20 protein-coding genes are annotated in these 24,741 nt (G+C 35.3%); 5 read left to right on the top strand and 15 right to left on the bottom strand.

What is annotated here, in order from left to right:
* The 3 genes from RMA95_RS12720 to RMA95_RS12710 form a co-directional block, all read right to left on the bottom strand.
* Entirely contained in the window at window positions 1–735 is a 735-nt protein-coding gene (locus tag RMA95_RS12720) for a fimbria/pilus periplasmic chaperone (protein ID WP_311071044.1), read from the bottom strand.
* Window positions 736–822: 87 nt separating this feature from the next.
* Entirely contained in the window at window positions 823–1,356 is a 534-nt protein-coding gene (locus RMA95_RS12715; RefSeq protein WP_000731816.1) for a fimbrial protein, read from the bottom strand.
* Between the two features lie 463 nt (window positions 1,357–1,819).
* The gene (locus RMA95_RS12710) at window positions 1,820–2,110 is read right to left on the bottom strand and encodes a hypothetical protein (protein ID WP_311071042.1); all 291 of its coding nucleotides are present in this window, start codon (window positions 2,108–2,110) and stop codon (window positions 1,820–1,822) included.
* A 672-nt stretch (window positions 2,111–2,782) separates the two neighbouring features.
* Here RMA95_RS12710 and RMA95_RS12705 point away from each other — a divergent pair.
* The 3 genes from RMA95_RS12705 to RMA95_RS12695 all read left to right on the top strand — a co-directional run bounded on the left by RMA95_RS12705 (window position 2,783) and on the right by RMA95_RS12695 (window position 5,956).
* On the top strand, window positions 2,783–3,157 hold the full coding sequence (locus RMA95_RS12705) for a hypothetical protein (protein WP_263613742.1): 375 nt from the start codon (window positions 2,783–2,785) through the stop codon (window positions 3,155–3,157).
* A 751-nt stretch (window positions 3,158–3,908) separates the two neighbouring features.
* Window positions 3,909–4,904 (top strand): putative multidrug efflux protein AdeT1, encoded by a 996-nt coding sequence (gene adeT1, locus RMA95_RS12700; protein WP_311071038.1) that lies wholly within the window; start codon window positions 3,909–3,911, stop codon window positions 4,902–4,904.
* A 161-nt stretch (window positions 4,905–5,065) separates the two neighbouring features.
* Window positions 5,066–5,956, top strand: a complete 891-nt coding sequence (locus RMA95_RS12695) for an alpha/beta fold hydrolase (protein ID WP_311071037.1) — start codon at window positions 5,066–5,068, stop codon at window positions 5,954–5,956.
* A gap of 25 nt (window positions 5,957–5,981) precedes the next feature.
* Here the strand turns inward: RMA95_RS12695 and RMA95_RS12690 are convergent, their stop codons facing one another.
* From RMA95_RS12690 to RMA95_RS12680, 3 genes are all read right to left on the bottom strand, one after another.
* On the bottom strand, window positions 5,982–6,500 hold the full coding sequence (locus RMA95_RS12690) for a GNAT family N-acetyltransferase (protein WP_311071034.1): 519 nt from the start codon (window positions 6,498–6,500) through the stop codon (window positions 5,982–5,984).
* Window positions 6,501–6,537: 37 nt separating this feature from the next.
* A complete protein-coding gene (locus RMA95_RS12685; protein WP_311071032.1) occupies window positions 6,538–8,229 on the bottom strand; it encodes a hypothetical protein in 1,692 nt (563 codons plus the stop codon).
* Between the two features lie 298 nt (window positions 8,230–8,527).
* Window positions 8,528–9,088 carry a TetR/AcrR family transcriptional regulator gene (locus tag RMA95_RS12680; RefSeq protein WP_311071031.1) on the bottom strand — a complete coding sequence of 187 codons (561 nt, stop codon included), beginning with the start codon at window positions 9,086–9,088 and terminating at the stop codon, window positions 8,528–8,530.
* Between the two features lie 134 nt (window positions 9,089–9,222).
* On the opposite strand from RMA95_RS12680, the gene RMA95_RS12675 reads away from it, so the two are divergent.
* Window positions 9,223–9,354 carry a hypothetical protein gene (locus tag RMA95_RS12675; protein WP_311071029.1) on the top strand — a complete coding sequence of 44 codons (132 nt, stop codon included), beginning with the start codon at window positions 9,223–9,225 and terminating at the stop codon, window positions 9,352–9,354.
* Window positions 9,355–9,895: 541 nt separating this feature from the next.
* Here RMA95_RS12675 and RMA95_RS12670 read toward each other — a convergent pair.
* Complete coding sequence (locus RMA95_RS12670; protein ID WP_272374729.1) at window positions 9,896–12,883, bottom strand: DEAD/DEAH box helicase family protein; 2,988 nt, start codon at window positions 12,881–12,883, stop codon at window positions 9,896–9,898.
* A gap of 401 nt (window positions 12,884–13,284) precedes the next feature.
* Between RMA95_RS12670 and RMA95_RS12665 the strand changes: the two genes are divergently transcribed.
* Complete coding sequence (locus RMA95_RS12665; protein ID WP_049065179.1) at window positions 13,285–13,725, top strand: HD domain-containing protein; 441 nt, start codon at window positions 13,285–13,287, stop codon at window positions 13,723–13,725.
* A gap of 198 nt (window positions 13,726–13,923) precedes the next feature.
* Here RMA95_RS12665 and RMA95_RS12660 read toward each other — a convergent pair whose 3' ends face one another.
* The 8 genes from RMA95_RS12660 to RMA95_RS12625 form a co-directional block, all read right to left on the bottom strand.
* Window positions 13,924–15,087 carry a hypothetical protein gene (locus RMA95_RS12660; RefSeq protein WP_311071026.1) on the bottom strand — a complete coding sequence of 388 codons (1,164 nt, stop codon included), beginning with the start codon at window positions 15,085–15,087 and terminating at the stop codon, window positions 13,924–13,926.
* Entirely contained in the window at window positions 15,080–16,408 is a 1,329-nt protein-coding gene (locus tag RMA95_RS12655) for a TolC family protein (protein ID WP_223857221.1), read from the bottom strand. Before RMA95_RS12655 ends, RMA95_RS12660 begins: the two co-directional genes overlap by 8 nt.
* The gene (locus tag RMA95_RS12650) at window positions 16,405–17,991 is read right to left on the bottom strand and encodes a GH3 auxin-responsive promoter family protein (protein ID WP_311071023.1); all 1,587 of its coding nucleotides are present in this window, start codon (window positions 17,989–17,991) and stop codon (window positions 16,405–16,407) included. The genes RMA95_RS12655 and RMA95_RS12650 overlap by 4 nt, the downstream gene beginning before the upstream one ends.
* Entirely contained in the window at window positions 17,988–18,776 is a 789-nt protein-coding gene (locus RMA95_RS12645; protein ID WP_171057761.1) for a hypothetical protein, read from the bottom strand. The genes RMA95_RS12650 and RMA95_RS12645 overlap by 4 nt, the downstream gene beginning before the upstream one ends.
* 188 nt (window positions 18,777–18,964) lie before the next feature.
* A complete protein-coding gene (locus tag RMA95_RS12640) occupies window positions 18,965–20,512 on the bottom strand; it encodes a DHA2 family efflux MFS transporter permease subunit (protein ID WP_311071021.1) in 1,548 nt (515 codons plus the stop codon).
* 25 nt (window positions 20,513–20,537) lie between these two features.
* On the bottom strand, window positions 20,538–21,599 hold the full coding sequence (locus RMA95_RS12635) for an HlyD family secretion protein (protein WP_311071019.1): 1,062 nt from the start codon (window positions 21,597–21,599) through the stop codon (window positions 20,538–20,540).
* A gap of 683 nt (window positions 21,600–22,282) precedes the next feature.
* A complete protein-coding gene (gene iaaH / locus RMA95_RS12630; RefSeq protein WP_311071017.1) occupies window positions 22,283–23,743 on the bottom strand; it encodes an indoleacetamide hydrolase in 1,461 nt (486 codons plus the stop codon).
* A gap of 92 nt (window positions 23,744–23,835) precedes the next feature.
* Window positions 23,836–24,555 carry a response regulator transcription factor gene (locus RMA95_RS12625; protein ID WP_263613758.1) on the bottom strand — a complete coding sequence of 240 codons (720 nt, stop codon included), beginning with the start codon at window positions 24,553–24,555 and terminating at the stop codon, window positions 23,836–23,838.
* Between the last annotated feature and the right edge of the window lie 186 nt (window positions 24,556–24,741).

Raw genomic sequence — 24,741 nt, 5'->3', positions numbered from 1 at the left:
TTATTGAAGTTTTATTGAGTGTTCGACTCGACCACCGTAGTCATTCACATTAATAAAACTCATATCCTGAAGATTGCCGTTCTTAAGCTGAACAGATGCATCAGAAAAAGGCTTAACCATGAGCCCTTCAGGTAATAAATCAACTTTTTTATCACCCACTTTCTGAAAAATAGAAGTCATCGTGATATGAAAAGGTGTTGGATTTCTTACCGTTAAGTTTTGACCAGATTTAACCCATTGAAGCTTATCTGCTGCTAAGTTCGCGTCATCTTTAATCGAAGCTGGACGATAGAAGAATTTAATACGTGAGCGAATGGCTAATTGCAGAAAATTATCAGGTGTCGTATCTGAACTCTTTGAAGTTGGTCTTGGAGGAATATCCAAAACGTTTAACCACAAAACAGTTTCTTGCTTCTGATTTAACTGAGAAGCAGTGGGTAAAGCAGTGATACGGAAAGTCTGACTTTTTGTTGCTTCAACACGAGAAATTGGAGGAGCAATCATAAAAGGAACTTTTGATTGATCCGGAGTACTTTTTGGGTCGCCTTCATCAATCCAAGCTTGGACAAGAGCTGGTTTTGAACCGTTATTGCTAACTTGTAGCGTAACTTCTCGGGCATCTGATGGATAAATTACACGAGTGCCATGAATTACAATTTCTGCATGAGAGGCAGGTGCGGCTACCGCTGAAGCAAATGCCAAACCTAACAAAAAATTATAACTGTTCAATTTCATTTCAGGAGTCTCAACCAAGGAAGTTCGGGAAAGCGTTACACAAAAATAGGGTCCCTATAGGAATATAGAAACCCTACCATCCATCAATTATTGATAGATAATTGTGTATTGAACAGAAGTGTTCACTTTACCAGCAGTAGAAGCGCCAGTTGCATAGTATTCAGCATAGTAGTTAAGGTCTGCACTACCAGCTTTAGCAACGTCAACCCACTGAGAGTTTGCTTGAGCGCCATTTGCACCAGCAGCAAGAACTGGAATTACTTGGTTGTTGCTACCTAAAAGTTGAACGTTAACGTTTTTAGCACCAGTAGCGTCTTGGTTAAGTAAACGACCAGTATTGAAGTCAACCGTTGCACCTGGTTCGAAGTAAGTCGCAACTTTACCTTCTGAACAGTTAGCTAATTTGATTTGGAAAGGAGTACGGCCAGCAACGTTACCAGCAGCAGCTAAAGTTTGTTTAGAAACAGTTGGAAGAGTAACTGTGAAGTCTTTACCAGCAGGTGTAACGATGTCACAAGTTTTGTCTGTTACTAAACCATTAATTGTAATTGTACCATCAGCAGCTTGAGCGTTCGCAATCCCTACAACTGAAAGAGCAGCGATCAAAGCAAGTTTTTTCATAGTGTTTTCTCAAAAGTCTGGATAAAAGTTTAATCTGTTACTTTTCCAGAAGTTGGCATCTTGAAAAGTAATGCGGCGATACTAACACTTTTTAAACAAAATGCAAACTTCATCACACTATTTTTCCGTAATAAGAAAAATTTTTGATCATTTGATTTACAATAATGAATACTATTTTTAATATAAACTACTGTTTTTAATATAAAAATTAAATAATATCTGGCTATAAAAACAACTGTAAAAGAAGCAATACAATTAAGGGAAATTATTTTAAGGAAAATTTAATGAAGTGATTATATAGAACTATTTATCTTTGTGTTTGAAAAAACGTGAATAATTTAACATTTTTTGGAGAAAAGAGCGAATTTTTAATTTCGGCTAGATTGCCATATGAAAATCGGAAATTCGCTCTTGAGCTATACCTATCTATTAAAGAGAAATAAGACTTAGTTGATGTGAGCTATCAATGATAGTTAACAAGAACAACCTTTTTATTAGCACTTATGGTTTCGATACTCGTATCCATTTTTTCAGTATGTCTTGCTAAGTTGAATACATTATCTTTGCTTAAATATTGAGTATCAATAGTCGTATTCAGAGTATTGATTTGAGCACACTCTTTTTCAACATTTATTGTAGAACAAGTATCTTCAACAATATTTCCTTTAATCATTATTGTGTTATTCGCATAACAAAATAGTGGGGAAGTGGAAAGTACCGCTAAAACTACCATTTTAAATATATTATTTTTCATTTTATATATACCTATTTATTAAATAGTTAATATAAGAGATACAATATTTTTTATTTAAAAACAATATGCAAATTCATTTTAATAAAAAATAAATAAATAACATGTGACCTATATCTCATTAATTATTTTATTTATATAAATAGTTATTATTTTACAGGTATTTTATTAAAAATGATAATCAAATCACATTTTGCAGTAATAATGAATCTTGGTTGATATAAAATTAAATTACTGATAATAAATACTTTAATTAAAATATTCTTAATTTTTATAAAATTAAGGGGTGGATCGAAATAATTTAACAATTAATATTATTTAATATAACAATATATAGTTGCCATAAGTTAATTATATAATTATAATTTCATCTCCAAGTTTTTTGATAATTATATAAATTAAAATAAAAGGCTTTAATTAATAAAAATAATATTGAATACATTTTAAACAATAACTAAAGCTAGTTAGTATTATTAAATAAATTGTCATTGTATAGTGTTAAGCTGTAATGCTGCCTAAGGTTATACAGTTTGATTTTTAAATAAGTACATTAAGTGAAACTAAGACAAGATTAGTGCAATGAGATTCACAAAAAGAAAAATTATTCAGTTGTCAATAAAATTTTTATTTAATTGTGTTATAATAAAAGTCTATATACTTTACAAGAACTTATAAATGAAACGCATACTAATTAGCTTGATTGGTCTATCATTATTTAACTTGGCTCAAGCGCAGGATTATCCAAATTATGAGGATGAAAAGAAATATCTGCAAATGTTAGAAAAAGTTTATCCACGGTTATCGGTGATTGTACATGGAAAACTGATACTAAATAGTGTAGAAAACGATATAAAAAGTCTCTCAGAAAAAGACAAAAGATATGTTTGTGATATGGCAAATGCAGCTATAACTGTTGATAAGATAGTTATAAATACACCAGTTCATGAATATTATTTTGAGTCAACAAACTATCTGCAAAATTTCATTACAACTGATTCAGCAAAAATTCTTAAAGCAGAATTACAACTAACAGGATATAACTGTGTTTAAATTTAAGTTTCAATTTTAATCGAAAGCATTGCATGACTAGATTCCCATCTAGTCATTAAAATCAAAGATCTAAGTGTAAATCATACAATAGTTCGTATAATGTATATTATGTTAAATAAGATATGTAGAAACCTACCTATATATGACTTTGGCTACTCTACGTTGCTACTGCACCGTTTATTCTTAACTGTGGTCAATTATTAAGCTTGCACCACTGTCTGCTGGGCCTTAGCGCTTTTAATTACTTTGGCAACCCTATTTCTAGTTTTAGCCAGAATAATTCTCTAGGCAGCCTTCTATAAAATGTAATTACACTTTATATTTGCCCTAGCAAGCTGAGTTACTCATTACATCCTAAAGATGCTTTTACGAGCTTGTATTCTGGTTTACTAGCCACCGTAAAGATTTCTTTTACTAGATTGCCTTTTGGCTACTAGAGTTATTAATTTGCTTAGGCTAAATTGCAATACACAAAATTTTCTCTATCTTATTGAATTTTATATAAATATTTATATAAACCCTCTTTACATGCTCTTAAAAACTGATATAGTACGTGTGTGCAGCTATTCTTTAAATTTAACTCACTGATAGTGCTCAAATTATATAAGCCATAGCTAAATCACAAAAAAATTAGATCCAACTCAAAGCTGTCTTTTGACTTTTTCTCTTTAAATTTTTATTGAAGTGTCATATCTAATCTAAGCCAGATTCATAAAATAATTTTTATAATTTAAATAATGGATAATTAAATATGGATCGTTTGAAAGTTATTTTATTTATTACAAGTACCTGTTTAACAACAACACTTTATGCCAAGCAACAAGTCGTCTGTGTGTTTGACCCAATTGGTAAATCTGGAGAAGCTTTTGCTTTAGCAAAGGATTATGCACTTGAAGCTAAAAATTGGGGAGCTGATCTATCTTTAAAAGCATATGTTGATGAACGTGTTGCGGCTGAAGATTTAAAAGTTGGAAAATGTGATGGAGCAATTATTAGTGGTTTACGTGGGCGCCAATTTAATAAATACACAGGATCTTTAGATGCTGTTGGCGCATTAACAAATATGAAAACGGCAATTAATGCCTATAAGCTGTTGTCATCACCCATGGCCGCCAAAAACATGGTGGTAGGCCCTTACGAAATTGCAGGTTTAGGGACTATTGGCCCTGCATATTTATTTGTAAATGATAGAAGTATCAATACTCTCGCTAAAGCTGCCGGTAAGAAAATTGGGGTATTTAAATATGATGAAGCTCAACCAAAGCTTGTGCAACAGGTTGGCGGTCAGGCTGTATCGGTAGACGTGACCAACGCTGGCGCAAAGTTTAATAATCATGAAATTGATATTGTGCCCGCTCCTATTGTGGCATTTAAACCTTTTGAACTACACAAAGGTTTGGGGGAGAAAGGAGCAATCATTCGTTTTCCTTTAACTCAAATTTCAGCAAACTTCATTATTCGTAAATACCAGTTTCCAGCAGGTTTTGGGCAAAAGTCACGGACTTGGGTAGCCAGCCAACTCAATAGAACGTTTGGCGTTATTGCTAAATATGAAAGTGATATTCCTTCAAAATATTGGATGGATATTCCTAAAAATGAACAATTAAACTATATGAAAATGATGCGCGAGGCACGTATACAGCTAACCAAAGCAGGTATTTACGACCCCAAAATGATGAATTTTTTGAAAAAAGTAAGATGTAAAGAAAACCCAAGTAATTTTGAATGTGCATTAAATGATGAATAAATTAAGCAAACTTCTTCTTTCATCATTAACTTAAACCAATTTTCTTACACGGATGTTTTTAGATATCCGTGTTTATTTAATTAAGTAATTTATATATTGATTTCCAATTTCAATAGTTAGAGAATCACTCGCAATCATAAATAACTACAATAGAGTTTTATATGCTTTCTAAGCAGAAAAAGAATATAGCCCTTTACTACATCTTTCCTTTAATTTTAGTGATTGGCTTCTATGCCTTTTTTCGTGTATCTATTCTGCCTTATATTTATACCAAGCAAGCGCAGCATCAACTTTTAACAGCAAATAATCAAACAACTGAGATTTACTGGAAAGAACCAGCCCTCTTAGCCGATAAAAAGTATCCAGCAATTATCTTTTTACATGGCATTCAGAAAGATAAACAAGGTGCTATAGCCTTTGTACGCTCAGGCTTGTTAAATGAATATAGTAAAAAGAACTTTTTTAGTTTTGCTGTATCTATGAGTGGATATGGTAAGTCATCTGGAAAATCAGACTTTTGTGCTAAAGCTTCACAAAATAATCTTGTACAAGCCATTAATTTTGCCCGATCACAGCCACATGTTGACCCAAACAAAGTTGCAGTCGTTGGTATTAGCTGTGGTGCTTCCATAGCAAATGTTGTGGCAAATTCTGGAAAGATAAATGCTTTGATTTTGGTATCGGGATTTTATGATTTTAAAGGTATGTATGCCGAGTGGAGTTCTAACACTAGAACACTACCGTCAAATGTAATGAATGAAATAAACCAAACCATTGCTGCTGAAAAAAATATAGAAACTGCATCTGCTGCTAGATCATCGCTACCAATTTCATCTCAATATCCACCTACTCTTATATTGGTTAGCACTAAAGACCCTATTGTTGACCCAAAGCAAAGTATTCAGCTACATCAATTACTTGATAGTAAAGGTATTCCAAACACCTTAGAACTTATTCAAGATGCCAAACATCCTGCGCCTGCTAATGTCTGGAAAACTAAAAGTGATTCATTTTTAGAAAAAACTTTGAATATAGAATTAAGTGATCAATGAGTTGCTCGATAGATACTTATAGCAACTAAACAAGCCTTTTATAATAAATCGCTGTTCCGTCATAGTTCCCGTTTGAACTTAATGCAAAACTTGGAATTACACCCACACGAACAAATCCAATCTTGCTATATAAAAGTTCGGACACATCGCCTTCACGCGTATCTAAGACAAGTAAGCGAAGACCTTTTTCTTTTGAAAAATTTTCTAGCTCATTCATTAGTAATGTTGCTATTCCTTGTTTTCTTGCTGCTGTAAGCACCATGAGTTTTTCAACTTCGGCTCTATGAACGCCGTTCTTTTTACTTACTAAGGATAATTGGACACTACCTACGATTTTTCCTTGTTGAATGGCAATCCATAGACGGCTATTACCTTGTGCTAATTTATTATTGACCTCACGCCAATAATTTAAGACTTGGTTCTTTTCTATAGGAGCTAAGAAACCTATTGAAGCTCCGCTATTGATAGAATCTTCTAACAATAGTGATAGGCCTTCTTCATAATCACCAATTTCATTGATCTCTAAAATTTCAATATCTTTCATATTTTTTCTCAAACTTCTTAAATTATATTAAATAAATTTATTCTAAAGATAACTGATCTATTGAGATATTTTCATTGTATATAGTTTCTGGAGATAAATTAAAGAGTTCATGAAGCAACGTTTCTATAGTTAAAACTGGAGCTTTATAAAAGCGAGGTTTAGAATAGTCAGCCTCACCGTTTTCTATAAAATCTAGATATTTATTTATATTATAAAGTAAAGTATTTTGAGTATGTCTATTTCCAGTACTTTGTAATTCATGAAAAGCAACTGTTGCACTTACAGCACTATAAGCAGTAAAAGAAAGCCTTCTAGCTGTAGATTGTATTGTTTCTATTCGCTCTATAACATTCTGATTAAGCTCAAAGTCATCTACCCAGCTATCTGAAACTTTAGCCAAATAATACTCATAAGTACTGTAGAAGTATCCTATATTAATCATTTTCCAAACTGATAAAATAGATTCTTTGACATCATTTCTATTTATGATTTCCTCTTTTATCAAAGATAAAGAAATTACTTTACTGTCTACAATTCCATTAATATTTAAATGAAATCTATTATTATTTATCAATTTATTAAAATCATACAATTCATCATCATTAATTTTATTAAAATCTTTTAAAGATATTTTTAAATAATCTTTTAAAATTAAATTTTTAAGAATTCTATAAACTAATTCTTTAGATGGAAAAATATACTTAATTCTACTCTCATTTAAAAGTACTCCCCAATCCTCCCCACTGTTTGAGACAACACTTGCTAAGAGAATAAGATCATCTGTTCTTATATTTTCTAACTCAATTTTTTGTATATTTTGAGGATGCAAAGGATGATCTAGTCTTTCTCTCTCTTTAAGGTATTTTGTTTCACCCTCCTCAAAAATTTTTAAAAAATCTTGACTTGAGCTTATTGGTTTACCACTAACGATAGATTTGAAATAAAAGAAATCATCCCATGCTGAAGCTCTAATTGCTGCTCTCAAAGTATTTGAATAAAGTGCATTATCATAAGAATATGTATTAGCTAAGTTATCAGAATAAATAAATATTTTTGCATATTCTATAGCTTTAGAGTCATTTCTTAACAAGTTATACAAGGATAAGAAAAACCACATAGTTTGGGTTATTCTATTCTTATCAACATTATCAAAGGCAAATTGAGTGAATCCTTCTAAATTTCTTGTTTTTGATTTAATAACTTCATGAAAGTATTCATAAAAATATAGCAAAACTTCTTGATTATTATAAGTTCCATATATTTTCTTAAATGCATTAACATATGTCTCTATTTTTTTATTGGAATCTATATTAAGTAAATAAGAAATAAATTTAAAGTATGGGTGAGCTACCTCTATTTCTACATTATCAATTGGCTTAATAATTTCATTAATATTGTCTTTAACCTTAAAGAAATCAGAAATATGGTTGATTAAATTTAATAATAAAACTGGTATACCTTCATCTTTTTTAAACAAAAGTTTTATTGTATTTTCACGCTGCCTACTATAATCTTTATTCATGACTGCTAAAACTGCACTAGCAAATAAAAATTCAGAAGATTGTTCTAAGTCATAATTATTATTGGTAATAGTATTAATTTGAACGCACATATCTATAAGTGAATTAGTACAAACTATTTTCTTTTCATAAAAGTAATGGCAGCTTCTAAAAGGTATAACTGATTCTCTTTTAATTAAGAAATTATCAATATCATATATATTAAGCATTTAAATATCTCTATAAAGTTTAATTAGATCCAAGTGTTTTCATTTCACTGTCATGAGTAGGTATCTGAATTAATCATGAATCTAATAACTGATATGCTCGAATAGTTTCAGACCTCGTCAAGATCTAAGTTTACTAGTTATAAAAAATCGTTAACTTATGTAACTATAACATTTTAAGTAACTTTTTTTAGATCTTTTATCATTTTTCCTTTACGTATGCCAGACAAAACTAACTCTTCACTACAGTCTACGTTAACCTTATGACTAGACTTAAAATATCTAAAAACTGCTCTACAACTTAAATCTTAATTGCCGACATCCCCCTCAAAAACACCTCCAACACCCTTTCATCAACTTCATCTGAACTTAAACGCTGAATGATTGCACCATCAATCATATATAAAAAGAGTTTGGCATCGGTAAAGGAAGCATCGGAGTTAAGTGTTCTAAACTGGCTATATATTTCGTTGGTGAGCCATGTTCTATATCTCACGGCGATTGTGTACGCGTTTGGGTAGTTATTTTTAGTTTCAAAAATGGCTTTAAATAACAAGTAATACAGCCCGTCTATGTCTGCGTGTAAGTCATAGAGCTTTTTGAGTTTATCGGCTGCGCTGGTGTATTCGTCGTATTCGACCATAGAAACTACTTTTTCTTGGAGTCGTTCTTTTTGTACGACTAGGCAAATATCAATAAAGCGTTCTTTAGAGTGAAAGTAGCGATAAAACGTCATTTTGGTTATTTCGGACTCGCTCGTAAGTCTGTCGATACCGACCAAATGAAAGCCGTGGTAATGGAACAGCTCAATTGCTTTATTTACGACGTTAAAAGCACGTGTTGGGAGAGTTAAATTTTGCATATTTTTACCGTTATAAATTAAATTTTTGTTGTATATAAATGAGATATAAAACCCTTCCACTTTTCTAAAGGTGAAAAAAAGGCGTAGCAAAGCCGTAAAGACTGTGCCGAGCACATCTCAAGTTTTAATTGTTGATGAAAGTTTTAAGTAATAACGAGCAAAAGCCTGAAAAGCCTTACGGCGATCAAGCTGCGTTAAATGTTTTAAGCTGTGTTGTTATAGCTTTTGGCAAAGGTTGCCAAGAAATACTGGATACGCAAAGCTAACTCCTTATATATGGAGTTCTGCCAGAGCATAAGATTTATGGTGGCAGAACGGAAGAGGGTTAGCAGACTTGGTAATACACAAGCACACCCGAAGGTGTCCCTCTCCCGTCCTACCGCTACGGGAGGAGACTAGGAGCTTACACACAAAACTATCCCTCAGAAAGGAATAATTCTGATGCGGTATTACAGGCGGTCTGCTAAAACCGACTGGCAATGTGGCCAGCAAGCAAATGGTAATCTTCAATATTTGAGGTGTCAATGTGAAATTGGCTAGAAATTATTTAAATAGTTATTATTTTTCATTTAATTAGATAATTAAGGAAACTCTTAAGTAATATTTACAATCATCTTTTATATCATTAAGTTAAAGTTTAAAAACTTAAGAGATAAAAATGAAATCTTAACTTTCATTCACCTCCACTGTATTTAATGCCTCTCTAACAAATCGAAAATTAATAGTTGCCTCACACAATGAAGGAATTAACTTTTAAACTGAAGAGGTTGTACAGATATAATTGTAAAATTATATCTGTACAATTTATTATCTATTAATAATCACCCTTAGTTTTACACCACTAATTTCATCTATATATGCAGCAGTAGCCCCGATCACTGTTAATTGATCATCAGACATTTTCACTTTGGAAATAGCAGGTTGAACAATAGCAATACCTAGCTGAAAGTCAGCATATCTAGCAATTTTCGCTAAATTGATTAAGTCCTCGAATTTTCCTTTATCAATTCTAGAAGCTTTCCCTTGTTTCAAACGTTCCCTCTCTCTTTCCATTAAACGCAAAATTAATCTTTCTTTATCTGCGAACCACTTAACACTTTTTTCTGCTTGACCTACAACTTGATATACATCATCGATTCTAGCACCAGGCGTAGCTACTCCATCTTTTTTGGAACAATATTTACAATGGAATAAGTCTATGATTAGTTTATTATCATCAATGTTTTTTATTGCGACGATATCAGCAACTTCACCCGCACCATCATCATCAAAAATAAAATCATAATCATTCATAATTTTTTTAATGGTAAAATATTGAATTGAATGTTTTAGCTTACTTGTTGTTTGTGATTCAACGGATATATCAACATCCTGCCAATCCCAGTCTTCTGTATTATTAATGTCATACTTATAAACATAATTATCAGTAGGGTAATATCTAAAACCACCATCGATTATTGAAGTATCTCTCAAAAAGAGCGTTGGAGGATTTTCCTCAAAGAACTCAGCAATTAAATATGATTGTTCACCAATTTTGATCTCTAGGTTATCTTCTGAATGAAAGATCACCTCTCCACGGCCTTTAATCTTCATGGAGATTTTACTAAGTCCATATTGTGTTCGTAGAGAGAACTGAAGCTCTTTCATATCTAGAGTCTGTTCATCACTAAAAATTAAATCACAATTTATTAATGGCTCTTCCCATTTAGTTGCTTTAACAGTTATTTTTGATTCATTTTTTCGAAGAATCTCTATTGGCCATTCAACGGCAAGTACCTGAATATTTGGAAACGCCTCCAACTCTTCGGTTTGCATGGCAGTTTTCATAACATCATTTGTATTAATAGTATCGTCTAGTATTTTAGTACCCACTCCTTTACACCATACTACCCATTGGTCTAAAGAATCACTATCCATAGCCCAAACTTTACCTTTATATGAACAGCCAATACTTACAAGCTGACCATTTTCATACCCTTTACCAAAAATATTCGATTTAGTTGCTCTATTTGCCTCTATGTCAGGAATTTGATCATTAATTTCTGTTCCAGTATGCATAGAATAACGTAGTCCCTTCTTATTTTTATTAAGGCCGACGTTTTGAAGTTTTAATCTTTTTAAATTAGCCAATGCTCTAAATATGTATTCACCTTTGACCTGAATAGCATCTTTAGCAATTAGTTGCATTAATCTTTTGACCAAACCATCTTTTGAAGAAGAATGAATAAAAAGTAAATCCGTTTCCTTATCATAGAAAGCAATATATAAATCCCATGATTCATCGTAAAGCTCTTTAGAACTTGTCCAACCTACAGGCAAATATGACTTAACAGAAAAAATCAATGTATCCTGTTCGTCATTAATTACTGAATCTACGATCTGAAACTGTTTATTTCCAAAATCACTAAACTGCTCTGGCTTCCATTTAGCAAACTTCATTCTATAAATAGTAGTGCTTATACTTGGAGTTAATCCCAAATCTAATAATTTACTAGGTTCAGAAAATTCCTCTCGAAATGCTTGATACTCTTTTTCATTTTTAATTTTTCTAGAGCTAATGCTGCTAATTACTGTATTCCAATCTGAATCTTCTTTATAAAGTTCTTCCAAACTTTCATTAACACTAGGGTTGGCAATGTTTGCAATAAACTTGGCATCACCAACATTCTTGGTCGTTCTTGTAAACCTACCCGTAAATTGGAGCATTACATTTATACTTTTATGAGGATCATGAATGGCTGAAATTTTTAGCTGCGGAAGATCGAATCCCTCTCCAAGCATATTTACACATACAATTATCTTATGTTCTCTATTTCTAATTGCATTAAGAACTTCTGCTTTCTTCTTAGTTGCACTATCTATTAATACAGGGTTAAGATCTTTTTCTTTCGAATATATATTGAAGATATCTCTGGCTCGCTTCATAGATGAAGCTCTAGCCATAACTATATGATCTAACCCCTGCTCTAAATCTTCTCTTAATAACAATATAGCTTGCTTAGCTATCGCCTCATCTGACTTTTCTTCAACAAACTCTCGTACAGGGTGAAATACGATAGGTTTGAAATATCCTTCCTCTTGTGCCCGTTTCAAAGGATAATTGAAGATTATTTTTCCCTCTACTCTTGAACCATCACTTCGAAATGGAGTAGCTGTAAATTGAAAGACAGATTTATCTCTAAATTGTGATTTAATCCTTGCCCAAGTAGAAGCCGTTACATGATGAGCTTCATCAACTATTAAATGTGTACATTCACCAGTAAGCTTATCAAAAAATTCCTTTGAAAATTTTGATAGAGATGCCGCAGATGCTATTAAAATATTAGCATTTAATATTTTTGATAATTCTTCCGCATTAGTAATCCCATGTTTGATGGTTGAAACTACAGGATTGAGAATATCCGGCCTAACCAAGCCTAACTCTCTCAATAAACCAAGTTCAACAAACTTTTTTTTTGTTTGCTCTCGTAATGCATCTGATGGAACAATGACTAAAGTTTTTTTAAACTTCCCTGCTACTACAATTGATAGAATAGTTTCAGTTTTACCTGTACCTGTTGGCATAACAATTGTTGCTGCATTTTTTTCATCTGATCTTTCATAACCCAATGCTGCAAATATTCCACCTAATTGTGGTGGTCTAAGTCCATTGACTCCCAAAACTTGATTTTCTTCAATAAAAAAGAAATTAGACTTTAACCATGATTCAAAGACTAAATCAGGTGAGAGTTCATGGTCATTAAGTAACAGCTTAGTTATCGTACTTTTCCCTATTTTAATCTCTTTCGATTGCATTATTTAAACACCTTTTAAAATTATACTTTTCATATCATGAAAATTTTTATCCTATGAAAGGAGAACCATCCCACCATATAAGTATTTTTAAGTAGCTATAGATTTCTTTATAAGATCATAGATTACATCATCAGCTAATTGAATCTTTAACTCGACTTTTATATCTGCAACTTTAGTACAGTAGATAATATTAGATATCAAACTTTTCCAAGACTAAATATTTTCTATATAAATTTATAAGAACTTACTGAATAAATAATTATTAAATTTGCCGATACCGAATTTTTATATAGTTAATTAAGAAGTATTCGTATGAGTCACTATTCAGTATAAAATTATGACCTAAGCGACCATCTTACAAATTAGGCCGCGTCATATACTTAAAGTGATAAGAGCAAAAAATGACTCAAAATCAAGTTGAACTCGCAGAGACATTGTCAAAAGAATCTCATCAAGGTCAAAAGTATGGCCCTCATGATTACTTTGAGTACCATATTAAAGGTGTGGTCAATTCATTAATCGAGCATCAATTTTCAGAAATTTACATTATTACCGCCCTTCTCCACGATAGTGTTGAAGACACGCCTCTTACGCTAGACAAAATCGAAAGTTTATTTGGAAAAGAAATCCGCGATGCCGTCGATGCACTAACTAAACGTGAAGATGAAACACGCGAAGAATATTTACTCCGTTGTGGTTTAAATCCAATTGCTCGAGTGGTGAAACTTCATGATGCAGCCTTTAATGCGCATAACTCACATAAAGACAATAATCACTCACGTGTCGATTATTACCTTCAAACCATGTTAGCTGTTTCAACGGCGCAAGATAAGTTAGGCTAAAGGGTCAAATTCGCTAGGTTTATTAAATCCCAAACGAGTTATCTTGATTTTGTAACGTAATCAAAATCACTATTAAAAAGTCTCTTGCTCTAGCCGACATTCATCATTTTGCGCATATATTTGCTCAAATCTATTTAATTTACCTAAAACTGAGCAAATATTTGCGCATTCATGACCTACGGTGAAGCTATATAAGGGTTAAATACGCCCAACTTCTAAGTATGGAATCAGGTTTTTATCAAAATTTGGTCTTGGGTCGCCCTCATAACTAATAAAACCATGCATACCCGTTAAACGCTCACCTTTATAAAACTGGTTTAGCTGATAACGCGGGTCTTTATGGGAAAGCGTAAAACTCACCACACCAACGCCCTGTTGTTTTGACTGGTTATAGGCATCTTCGAGCATTTTATGATGCAAAGCTAAATCTTCGGGATGACACATAAGCGTATGCAATACATGGTACTGAATAGAGTCACCCAGTTTAGGCAAGCGCATACCTTTAGTAATTGGGGTTAACAAGTTATAAACGGGTCTAAGCACACCTATAGCCGAACTATAATTTAGAATCTTGGTTTGCTTAATACTATGCTGATCCCACAAGCCAAACATACCCACCAGTTTTTCGCCCTTAAAGTAAAGTGAAAAGTCTGAGAGTTTCATACCTGAAAAATACTGATGACCTTGGGCAAGTTCTTCGAAGTTATAGGCAGGTATAAAGTTGTAAAACTCAGCCATATCGGCAATAAACTGATTCATGGCTTCCACATGTTCGGCTTCGGCTATACAACTACGAATCACTTGAATGTCACTCTGTTTATTAGCTTGCTTTAAAAAAGCCGTGATTTTTCGTTTTGCACCTGTACTCGTCAGGCTGAGTGTCTCTATAAGTCCTTCATCATAATAATCGGGCATTCCCGTTTTACCCGTTTGTATAGCGGCGCGTGCGGCGTGGTTATCATCAAAAATAATCATTTGGCTAAAGTTAGGTGCATGCATGGTCTGTTTTACATGCTTGGCTAATACCTTCACCAGTGATTTACCCCGATAGCTATGATCTACCCGTAAGTCTCCAGCGTAGCGTAAGTTCTGAATGCTCCGATCGACATAACAAGGACGGTAGCCATTGCTATAACAAGCGAGTTTCTTTTGACTCTCTAGGTCTTCAATCACCACATGCAGTTTATGCCGATACACAATGTCGGACGCCTTAAAATAACTCGGTTCACGCTGAAAGCTAATTTGTATGCCTTTGGTGGTCATGGGAACAGCAATTAGGTCTCGTAAAGCCTCATCATCTGCCAAAGTTGCTTCACGGGTAATCAGGGTATTTTCTACGAGTGGTGTATTTGTTTTATTCATTATTCACCTGTTGTGCGGTCTGCATAGGAACCAAACTATTTAAACGTCCCATTTGGTCGAGTAACTGATAGACAAATACCACTTCGTCTTGGTCATTTACGGTTTTTTGGGTTTGAGCATCGAGTAGCTTCTGCTCGGTATTAAGCAAGTCAAAGGTAGTTTTGGTGCCGACATCAAACTCTTTACGTGTATAGACAAAGGCAATAGACGCTGCCTCTATGGCATTTGCCAATGCGTCTTTATTTTGTCGGATGGTTTGAAGCTGTGCATAGGTGGTACGGGTACGCTTATTTAAGTCCAGTTCAAGGCTTCGTATTTTCTGATGAGCCAAATCGATATCAGCCTGCGCTTTTTTGACATTGGCGCGATTTAAACCATCGTCATAGAGCGGTACATTAAGCTGTAACCCGACCATATAGTTATTACTTTCAGAACCAATATAGCTCGCTTCATCTTGCTTTCCGGCACGACTGGTCAGCATAACTGTTGGCCAGAGTTCCCGTTTAGTTAAAGCGTATTGTTTCTCGGCGGCTTGCATTTCATATTTAGCGCGCATTAAAGCCGGATGATTCTTGGTTTGAGCCAAAATTTCATCTAACCCATTCGGTATAGCAGGCAATTGTTTAATTGCAACAAGGTTGTCAGGTGTTGTACCTGTTACTTGGTAAAACTGTGCTTCGCTTACAGTCAAGTTAGACTGCGCCTGTGTAATATCGGCTTGACCTTGCGCGACTTGGGCCAAAACCTGAGCCAAGTCTGCACGAGTAATCATACCAACATCAAAACGGCGCTTTGACTCATATAAAGACCGTTGCAGATTTGCCATAGTCTTTTGTCTAAGTTCTAAAATGGCTTTCTTTTTTAATACGTCGGTATAGACCATGACGGTATTTAAAATGGTTTCCGACCGTTGATCTGATAAACCTTGATGTTGGGCAGAAAGCTGACTTTCGGCAATATCTACACCCAAACGATGCCGCCCAGAGGTATAAATCGGATAATCTGCCTGTAACTGCAAACTTCGTCCTTTACGGTTTCCTTCGGTTGGAAACATGACTTTTGGTGGCGTATCTATTCTTTCATAGTCAAGTTGCCCAACTAAATTGACTTTGAGTCCATCGCGCTGTTTAGCCTGTTCAAGCATAGCAGTAGACTGGTTTACGCTTAAACGGCTGACTTCAAGCTGACTTTCATGTCTTAAACTGGCAGACAACGCCTCGTCTAAAGTCATGGCCTGTGTATTCGACACAACCAACACGCCTAAATACAAGGCGTGTCGAAGTGTTAAAAATCGAGTATTAAATGACTTCATCCCTTTCATAGTTGTTCCAAACTATTGAGGGTGACTTTTTTAAGTGGCTCAGGCTTGATATTGCCTTCGATAATGCCATCAAACATGACCAGTTGCTTATACGCATTCCAGCCGTTATTGGCTTGACGAATTTGAGGTTGGTCGAGCTGTCCCAAGTTTCGTGCAAGTTCATAATGGAAGTTTTGACGTAAAATACTGTCGATATATTCATTGTTAATGCTGTGATGAATTTCACCTTCAAAAAGCACGCAATAAAATGGTTTAACTTGTTGTTGGGTATCAATCGCCAGTAAAGAAATCGCTTTCGATTCTGTTTCATTTAACTGTGACAACAACTGTTGTGCGGTTTCAGGTGCAAGTTTCTCACCGACCAGATCTACCCCAAAACGACGGCCTTGGAACTCAAAACACGGAATTTGCTCTATAAAGCCAGTCACTTTTAAGCAGTCATCCAGACAGTAACGCAGTAAGCCATTCCCCGAAGTAATGAGTGGGCTGACCACATCACCTTGTTTAAGCTGCCATGAAGGAACAATTTCACCTTGTTTCTCACCTTCTAAATATTCAAACTCATAGAAATGACTTTGGTAGGCCAATGGGTATTGGTTGTTATAGGGAATAGTCACTACACCTTCGGTTGCCCATAACCCTTTGCCTTCAAACTGAACACTGGGCAATTTCTCTTTTAATTTCTCGGCCCAAGCTTTTGAGCCTGCGGTATCCCAACTCGACACTAAACTTAACTTTGGCCAAAGTTTTTTAAAGTCGATCTGTGCGCCGTTTAAACTTGCAATTAAAGCTTGAGCACTTGCAGGGCTATGCGGTGCGGTAACTTCTTTTAAGGAAGCCTCACGATTTCCCCATTTGCCACTGTTAAGCACTTCAACCACATCTTTTTGCAATGACTCCAAACGCTCAAGCAATTGCAGCGCAAAAGTCGGACTCCACACCGAAATCATGGCTAAGTTACGGTTTGCAACCAAATAACAAATGGTGGCAAACAGTGCATCGTCAGCATTGGCTGCAAATGCAACGTTACTTGGAACCGCTTGGGTAAACTTAGACAATATACGTTTACCTACGCCAAGTAGCGCACTGTCATCATTTAAGTTTTTATCTTTTAAAACTTCACGCTGGCTTTCAGGCAACCATGACACCGACCAGTAATGTGTACCCGAACTCAGCTCTGGACACTTACGATATAAACTTGCCATCCACGGCGCAATCGCATGGTCAAGTTCATCTAAAAACAGCTTGGTGTATGGAATAAACTTGATTTGTTCACTCGAACCACTGGTCGGCTGGAAACGAACCAACTTACTACTAGACAGTGAAAGCTGTTGTTCACGGTAACGTTGAATATCTTCTCGCCATGCGCTATAGCGAGTCGCAGGAAAGGCTTTTACAAACTGCTCATAGTTTTGAACCTTTTTATCTTTGGCAAAGGTAGAAGTCTGTAATATCGAATGCAAAATTTGACGTTGTGTGGTTTCTAAAGCATTAAACTGTTTTTGGAAATTACGGTCAGATGCATCACACCATTTTTTTAAAATAAGATGCGAGCCTAGAGTCAGCCATTCATTAGATTTCATTGGATAGCCTCTCTACGTTTTGTTTTATGGGTTACACAAGCTTCAAACTTTCCTTTACTGGTCGGCTTCGTCATGAGCTTCACAGGGAAACGAGCAATATCTTTCCAGCCCAGACGGCCTATACACGGCAGTTCTGTGCCTGCTTTCCAAGTTGGATTTTTTTGTTCAAAGAAATGAATGTTTGGATTCTTTTCTCTCATTTCGGCGGTAATGGGTGCAACTTCGCCTTTTAGTGGCTGATAGTCATCACCAAAGTTGAGTAAACCTGCTTCACGGTCGTAATATTCGCCAAAGAATTTTTCACAGTAGTGCTCAACCACTTCCGAAAGATGTTGGTTTTCATCTTTAATGTTTGGGTAATACACATAGTAATTATTGGCAAGTAATAGATAGGTCTTATAGCCCTTAGAAATGAGTAACCAATAGAGTTCGTTAAAAGGATATTTGATGCGAAGCTTAATCATAAGTTTGAGCATGGTACTTTGTAAGCTACGCGTACCCCAGAACTTCTTCAAAATAACCGTGTCACCGCTAAACAACACGGTGTAGTCTTTACCGTTTAAGTAGAAGTGCTGCACCACTACAGTCGAGAAACCCACAATCTCATCTGTTTCTGAGTCAAAAATTAAGATCGCACCGCTTTTATTTTTAAAATCGTCTACAAAAATAGAAAATCTGGTATTTTCATAATACTGTTCGTAAATGGAATACATCACTTTTAGTCGATCAGTATCAATTTGCTCTCTTTCAAAATATTGCCCATAAGTTGTGTTTTTCAGGTTCAATTTTGAAATCAGTTTATATGTTGTATTAATCATAATACTTTAATCTCCCACATCCAGATCTGTGAGTTCCGCTCGCTCATAAGGCGATGTTGGAAACTCGTATAAATGTTCTTTTTCTAAGAAGGGATACGTTTTGATATGCCCTATTGTTTTTCATTCTTTAAAAGCTGCCCTCTACTGCTAAAAATTTACATATTCATTTTCTTCCCCCTGTCCATAAAGATGGTTAAAAATGCGGTCACAAACATAATGATTGCGAGCATGCGTAATAAGTCATTAAAGCTAGATGTCAGTGCCTGAAAATGAATGTCGCGATAAATCACACTGAGCGCGATTTGCTGGGCATTTGCACCGACTTCTTGATATTGCGCCGTGAGCTGGTCGAGTCGTTCTGTAAATATCCAGTTTTGCGGTGTCATCGCCTGATTAATCTGGGTAACATGCATGGCTGTTAGCCAGTCTAAAGATGAGTTAATAAGAGCCAGTCCAACCGCGCCGCCGATATTACGCATGAGGTTATAAATACCACTGGCATCGGCTACTTTACTGAGTGGCAAAGTACTCATAGCCAAATGCGAAACCACAATTAGGCAGATCATAAGACCAATACCACGGTAAATTTGCGGCCAAAACATAAAGTCATAATCGCTGTGAATGCTGAGGTGCGAATTGAGCCAAACACCAAAACCAGCCAGAACCATTCCAACAAATACGGTTTTGCGGGTATCAAAATTAGGAATAAGCCATGCAAGGAACGGCGCAAAACAGAACATGACAATACCTGTCACCATCATGACATGACCAATTTGGCTACTGTTCATTTCACGGACTTGCCCAAGGAACACGGGAATCATGTAACCCAAGCCATACAGCGCCATACCGATCACAAACGTTGTGATGGCACTTAAGGTAAAGTTTTTGTTTTTAAATACCGATAAATCGAGCAAAGGTTTAGGCTGGGTAAAACTTCGAGAGAAGAAAATCATGCCGCCTACAACGCAGACCATAAATGCAATACGAACGCCTGTGTCTGCAAGCCAGTCATGACGCGCGCCTTCATCGAGGAAATATTCAAGCCCACCCAAAAACATCGCCATACCAATAAGACTAAACCAGTCCATGCTTTTGATGAGTGAATAATTGGCACGGTCGATATTTGGGCCTGAGTAAATGACCGTGGCAATGATAATGCCCGGAATAATATTAATCAGGAACATCCAGTGCCATGAGAAGTTATTGGTGAGCCAACCTCCAATGGTGGGGCCAATCGCTGGGCCTAAAGTACTGATCATACCAAACATGACCAAAGGCAATGAGCGTTTTGGCTCGGGGAACAGTAAGTACAACGCCGTCATGGAAGTCGGAATCATCCCGCCGCCCATAAAGCCTTGAATCCCACGGAACACCAGTAAACTTTCCAAGTTCCACGACAATGCACATAGTAAAGAACTTACCGTAAAACCAATTGCACACATGGTGTAATACACCCGTGTCGAAAGCACCCGCGAGACAATACTCGACATTGGAATCGCAATAATTTCGGCTATTAAATAAACCGTTTGTACCCAAGTGACTTCATAACGACTTGCACTCATACCGGCTTGTACTTCGTTTAGAGAACTCGCCACAATCTGAATATCAAGAATCGCCATGAAGTTGCCAAAAATCATGGCAGCAAAAATTGCCCATGCAGTTTTTGCAGGAAACCTCCACTCGGCTTCAACATGCTTATTCATTTTCTTATTACCTAAATTTTTTTTATTAAGTTCTTAGGTCAACGGTGGCACTCACCGACATTCCAGGTTTAATCAAATCAATATGCGGGCTTGAATCTATGGCAATACGTACAGGAATACGCTGTACAACTTTGTTAAAGTTGCCTGTTGCATTGTCTGGTGGCATGAGTGAGAAAGTTGCACCTGAAGCTGGTGAAAAACTCTCAATTGTTCCGGTATAGGTGAGGCTCGGATAGGCATCAAGTTTTAACTTTACCTTCTGACCAACATGCATTTTTTCAATTTGGGTTTCTTTGAAGTTCGCTTGTACATACAAACTATTTTCAGGAATGATTGCCATTAAGCGGGTTTGTGGAGAAACACGTGAGCCTTTTTGAATTGCAAGGCTACCGATCTTGCCCGAAACAGGACTCACCACTTTTGAGGAAGCCAGATCGACCTGATACAGGTTTAAATTTGCATTGGCACTTTGGATATCTGCTAAAAGCTGTGCTCGACTGGCTTGTAAGCTCCCCAACTGAGCTTCTGCTGCATTTACTGCGGCTTGTGCTTTACTGAGCTGTGCTTGAGCGGTTAAATATTGAGACTGAACCCCTTCAAAGTTTTGACGGGTAATTACGCCATCTTTTAATAAGTCTTGATAACGCTCGAACTCTTTTTTCAAACGAGATAGGTCGGCTTGTGCTGCTACTACACCACTATTTGCTTCAGTAATTGACGACTTGGCAGACTTTTCATTTTGTTGTTGTACGCCCAGTGCGGCTTCTTTTAAGCTGACCACAGAACGGGCTTGGTCATAACGAGCTTGGTAATCACGATGGTCTAATACTGCTAAAGTTTCCCCTTTTTTTACCACCTGATTATCGTTAATTAATAACTCCATCACTTCGCCTGAAATCTTTGGCATAACCCAAGTCACATCGGCTTGCACATAAGCATTATCAGTAGATTGATAGAATCGATATACCAAAAAATAATATACGATACCGGCAACTAAAAATAACAGCAGGACACTAAAAACACCCCAAGTTATTTTCTTTCGACTTTGGAAATTAGTATCAGTTTCTAGCTGAGCTACGTTATCCATATTCATTCCGCTTATTTGTAATATTCGATTTTTTATTTAAGCCAATAAAATTATTGGTTTCTTTTTTACGTAACTTTTCACTTGGTTTTATTCAATGAATCGTGACAGCGTAAAATTTGGTGCAAATTATGGTTCTGAAGTGAATTAAATATCATTGACCTCTTAGCCATATATTTTTTCTATTTATGTCAATAAAGCATATTATATAAACTATGTTTAAAAATTATGTAATTCGAACTAGTGTAGATTTCTCGTAATAAATCCATTTAAAAATTAAATCTAATTTATTGTTAATAAACAAATTAATTTTAAATAATTTCTAATCAGATAATCTTCTAACACAGAAAATTATTGCAAAAATATTAAGAATAAATTTTATTGTGTAATATTTAAGTATTATTAATTAAAATAATATGTAATTTTAAAATGATTTAATAATTAAAAATTTTATCGTTATACAAATAAGATACATATAAGTTATAAATATTATATTTTCTCAAATTAACAACAGTAAAACTGACAGGATACATAAACCTAATAAGTAATGATTGTTTAATAAATAAGCCATTATAACAAGTAAAATGGCTTATAATTTTCCAGATAAAAACAGACTTACCAATAAGCTTCAATCTATTATTAAAAGATAAACAAACCTTTAAAAATAGTGATTTAAGTGGTTTTGTTTATTGATTTAAATCCTTAAAAATTTCTTCTAAAGTTATTCCTATCGCAAGCAGTTCACTATCTTGATGAGCTAAGCCATCTATTTCAAATCCAACTGGTAGTTTTGATTTCGCGCCCTTCCCAATAGGTAAACTCAGTCCCGGTATTCCAATATTACTGCCGGGGTCTGTATTTCGCATAAGTGTCTGGAAAGTTTCAATTGAATAAACTTGTTCGTTTGCTAGTGGTGCAACAATCGGTGATGTCGGAAATAATAAAGCATGTAAGTTATGCGCTTTAAATGTGTTTTGGTAGAGTTCAAGCAATTGTGGCCGAGCTTCGCTAATCGCTTTTTCATACAAAGGTAAAACTGGAACAAGTTGCCCCGTCGGATCTAGAGTTAGCTCAGGAAGAATATTCAATTTAAAAATTGCCTGTACATCTGGGCTTGAGATCTGATCGACTACAGCCTCTATGGTCAAATTTACATGATGATCTTTCAAATATTGAATTAGGTCATATTTGCCTTCATAGATGGCCACAGGAAATGAAATAGCTTGATTGAGTTGTTCTAAATTTGGCATATCGACAGGAATAATTTCGACTCCAGCATTCTTTAACATTTCAAGCGCAATATGAGCCTGCTCATGAACATCTTCATCTAAATGATTCCAAAAGTATGAATTGATACCGAGACGAATTTGATGAGGCTGTAATGGTTCTTTTCTTGGTTCTTGAGTAATAAGCTCATCAACTAAGATAATGTCAGATACGGTATGTGCTATAGGGCCAGCGGTATCCCGAGTATGTGAAATTGGGGTAATACCGTTTTGTGAATACCGTCCTACTGTTGGACGAAAGCCGACACAGCCATTTAAGGCACTTGGCAAACGAATAGAAGCGCCTGTGTCTGTACCCATAGCAATCGGAACCATACCCGCCGCAACAGCCACCGCACTACCCGAAGAAGACCCGCCCGCAATGTGTAACGGGTTTACGGCATTTCGTATACCCACCACACTTTCTATATGCATGGCAGTATTATAACCAGTTACCCCAAAGGCCAATTCGTGCATATTGGCTTTACCAACAATGATTGCACCTTGCTCAATGAGTTTTTGAATAACAGGTGCAGAAGCTTGAGGTCTAAATTGAGCTAAAGCTGGTGTACCTGCACTATTTGGAAAACCTGCAACATGAATATTATCTTTAACCGCAATTAAAATACCCATCAAAGCTGGGCACGGTTTTCCACTCAGTAGATATTTATCCCAATATTGAGCTTGCTGAATTGCCGAAGCTTTATCTGTGCTAATAAATGCATTTAAAGATTGCTGTTTTTCAATAGTATCGAAGTAATGATGCACAAGCTCTTCACAAGATACTTTTCTTTCATGAATGAGTTTAGTAAGGATATCTACTGAAGCATTTGATAGATCAAGTGATTCGATCCAATTATTTTTTTCATTTGTATTTAACATAGTAATTTTTAATCCATTTAAGTTGTAATTTTAGAAACTTAGTACAAATTGCTCATTCATTCGCATCCTCAAAATTGAGGATTGCTTAAACTTTAATATCGAATGAGCAAGGCCATTTCAGTGCGATTATTGCAACCGATTTTTCTCATAGAATTGTTCAAATGAGTTCTTAATGTAGTAAAGCTAATATCCAGTAAATTGGCCACATCTTTATCACTTAAACCTTTAGATACCAAGCGAACCACTTCTTGTTCACGCGAAGTCAAACCGTATTGGCTTGATAAATCAGTGGGTAAGGCTTGAGTAAAATAAGGTTCAAGCAGATTTAATATTCTTTTTTCACGCTCACCAAACATGTCAGCGTCTTTTGCACGCCAAATACGTAAATCGCCAATATCTATACCATTTCGGACAAAATAAATATTTATGCCGTGATACAAACCATAGGCTCTTAAAAACTCATTGTAATAGGGTGTTTTTTTCAGGTCTGCGAGAGGCATGACTTCATTTACAAAGGTTGATTTTTGACGTTTGCGAAGCTGTGCCGTAATCGGATCATCAAATTGCCAAACACACTCATAGTCCTTCATGGCTTTTGGGTCGATTTTCCATATAACGCCTTCTCTCGATAAGTTATTGGTTGAGTCCCAAATGTAAGATGCAGCGAAATCAGCCCGTAATAAAATGGCAATATCTGCAAGAATATTTTCACGTAAATTGTATTGCCCTTTCCCTGAGCCAAGTTTCCATAATATTTCGGAGAACAAGGTGAACTCAGATGGACTGAAATCCTTTTCTAAAAGTGCGGTCATCGTTTACCTATATAACGAAATCCATCGAATTTTAAGAAGATCGGTTAAGTGCTTCCTTTGAACTTATTCTTATTATTAACTCCATCCTTTTCTATAACATTTATATGCAAATATTAAAATAATTTTAAAGCATACTGCCTACTTAAAAATATTTCTTTCTTAAAAGCGGCTATTAGAGTAAAACCC

The organism is Acinetobacter sp. V110_1 (assembly GCF_031798975.1).
In the GTDB taxonomy this organism is placed as follows: Bacteria; Pseudomonadota; Gammaproteobacteria; order Pseudomonadales; family Moraxellaceae; genus Acinetobacter; species Acinetobacter nosocomialis_A.
This window is presented reverse-complemented; position numbering and strand designations above follow the sequence as displayed.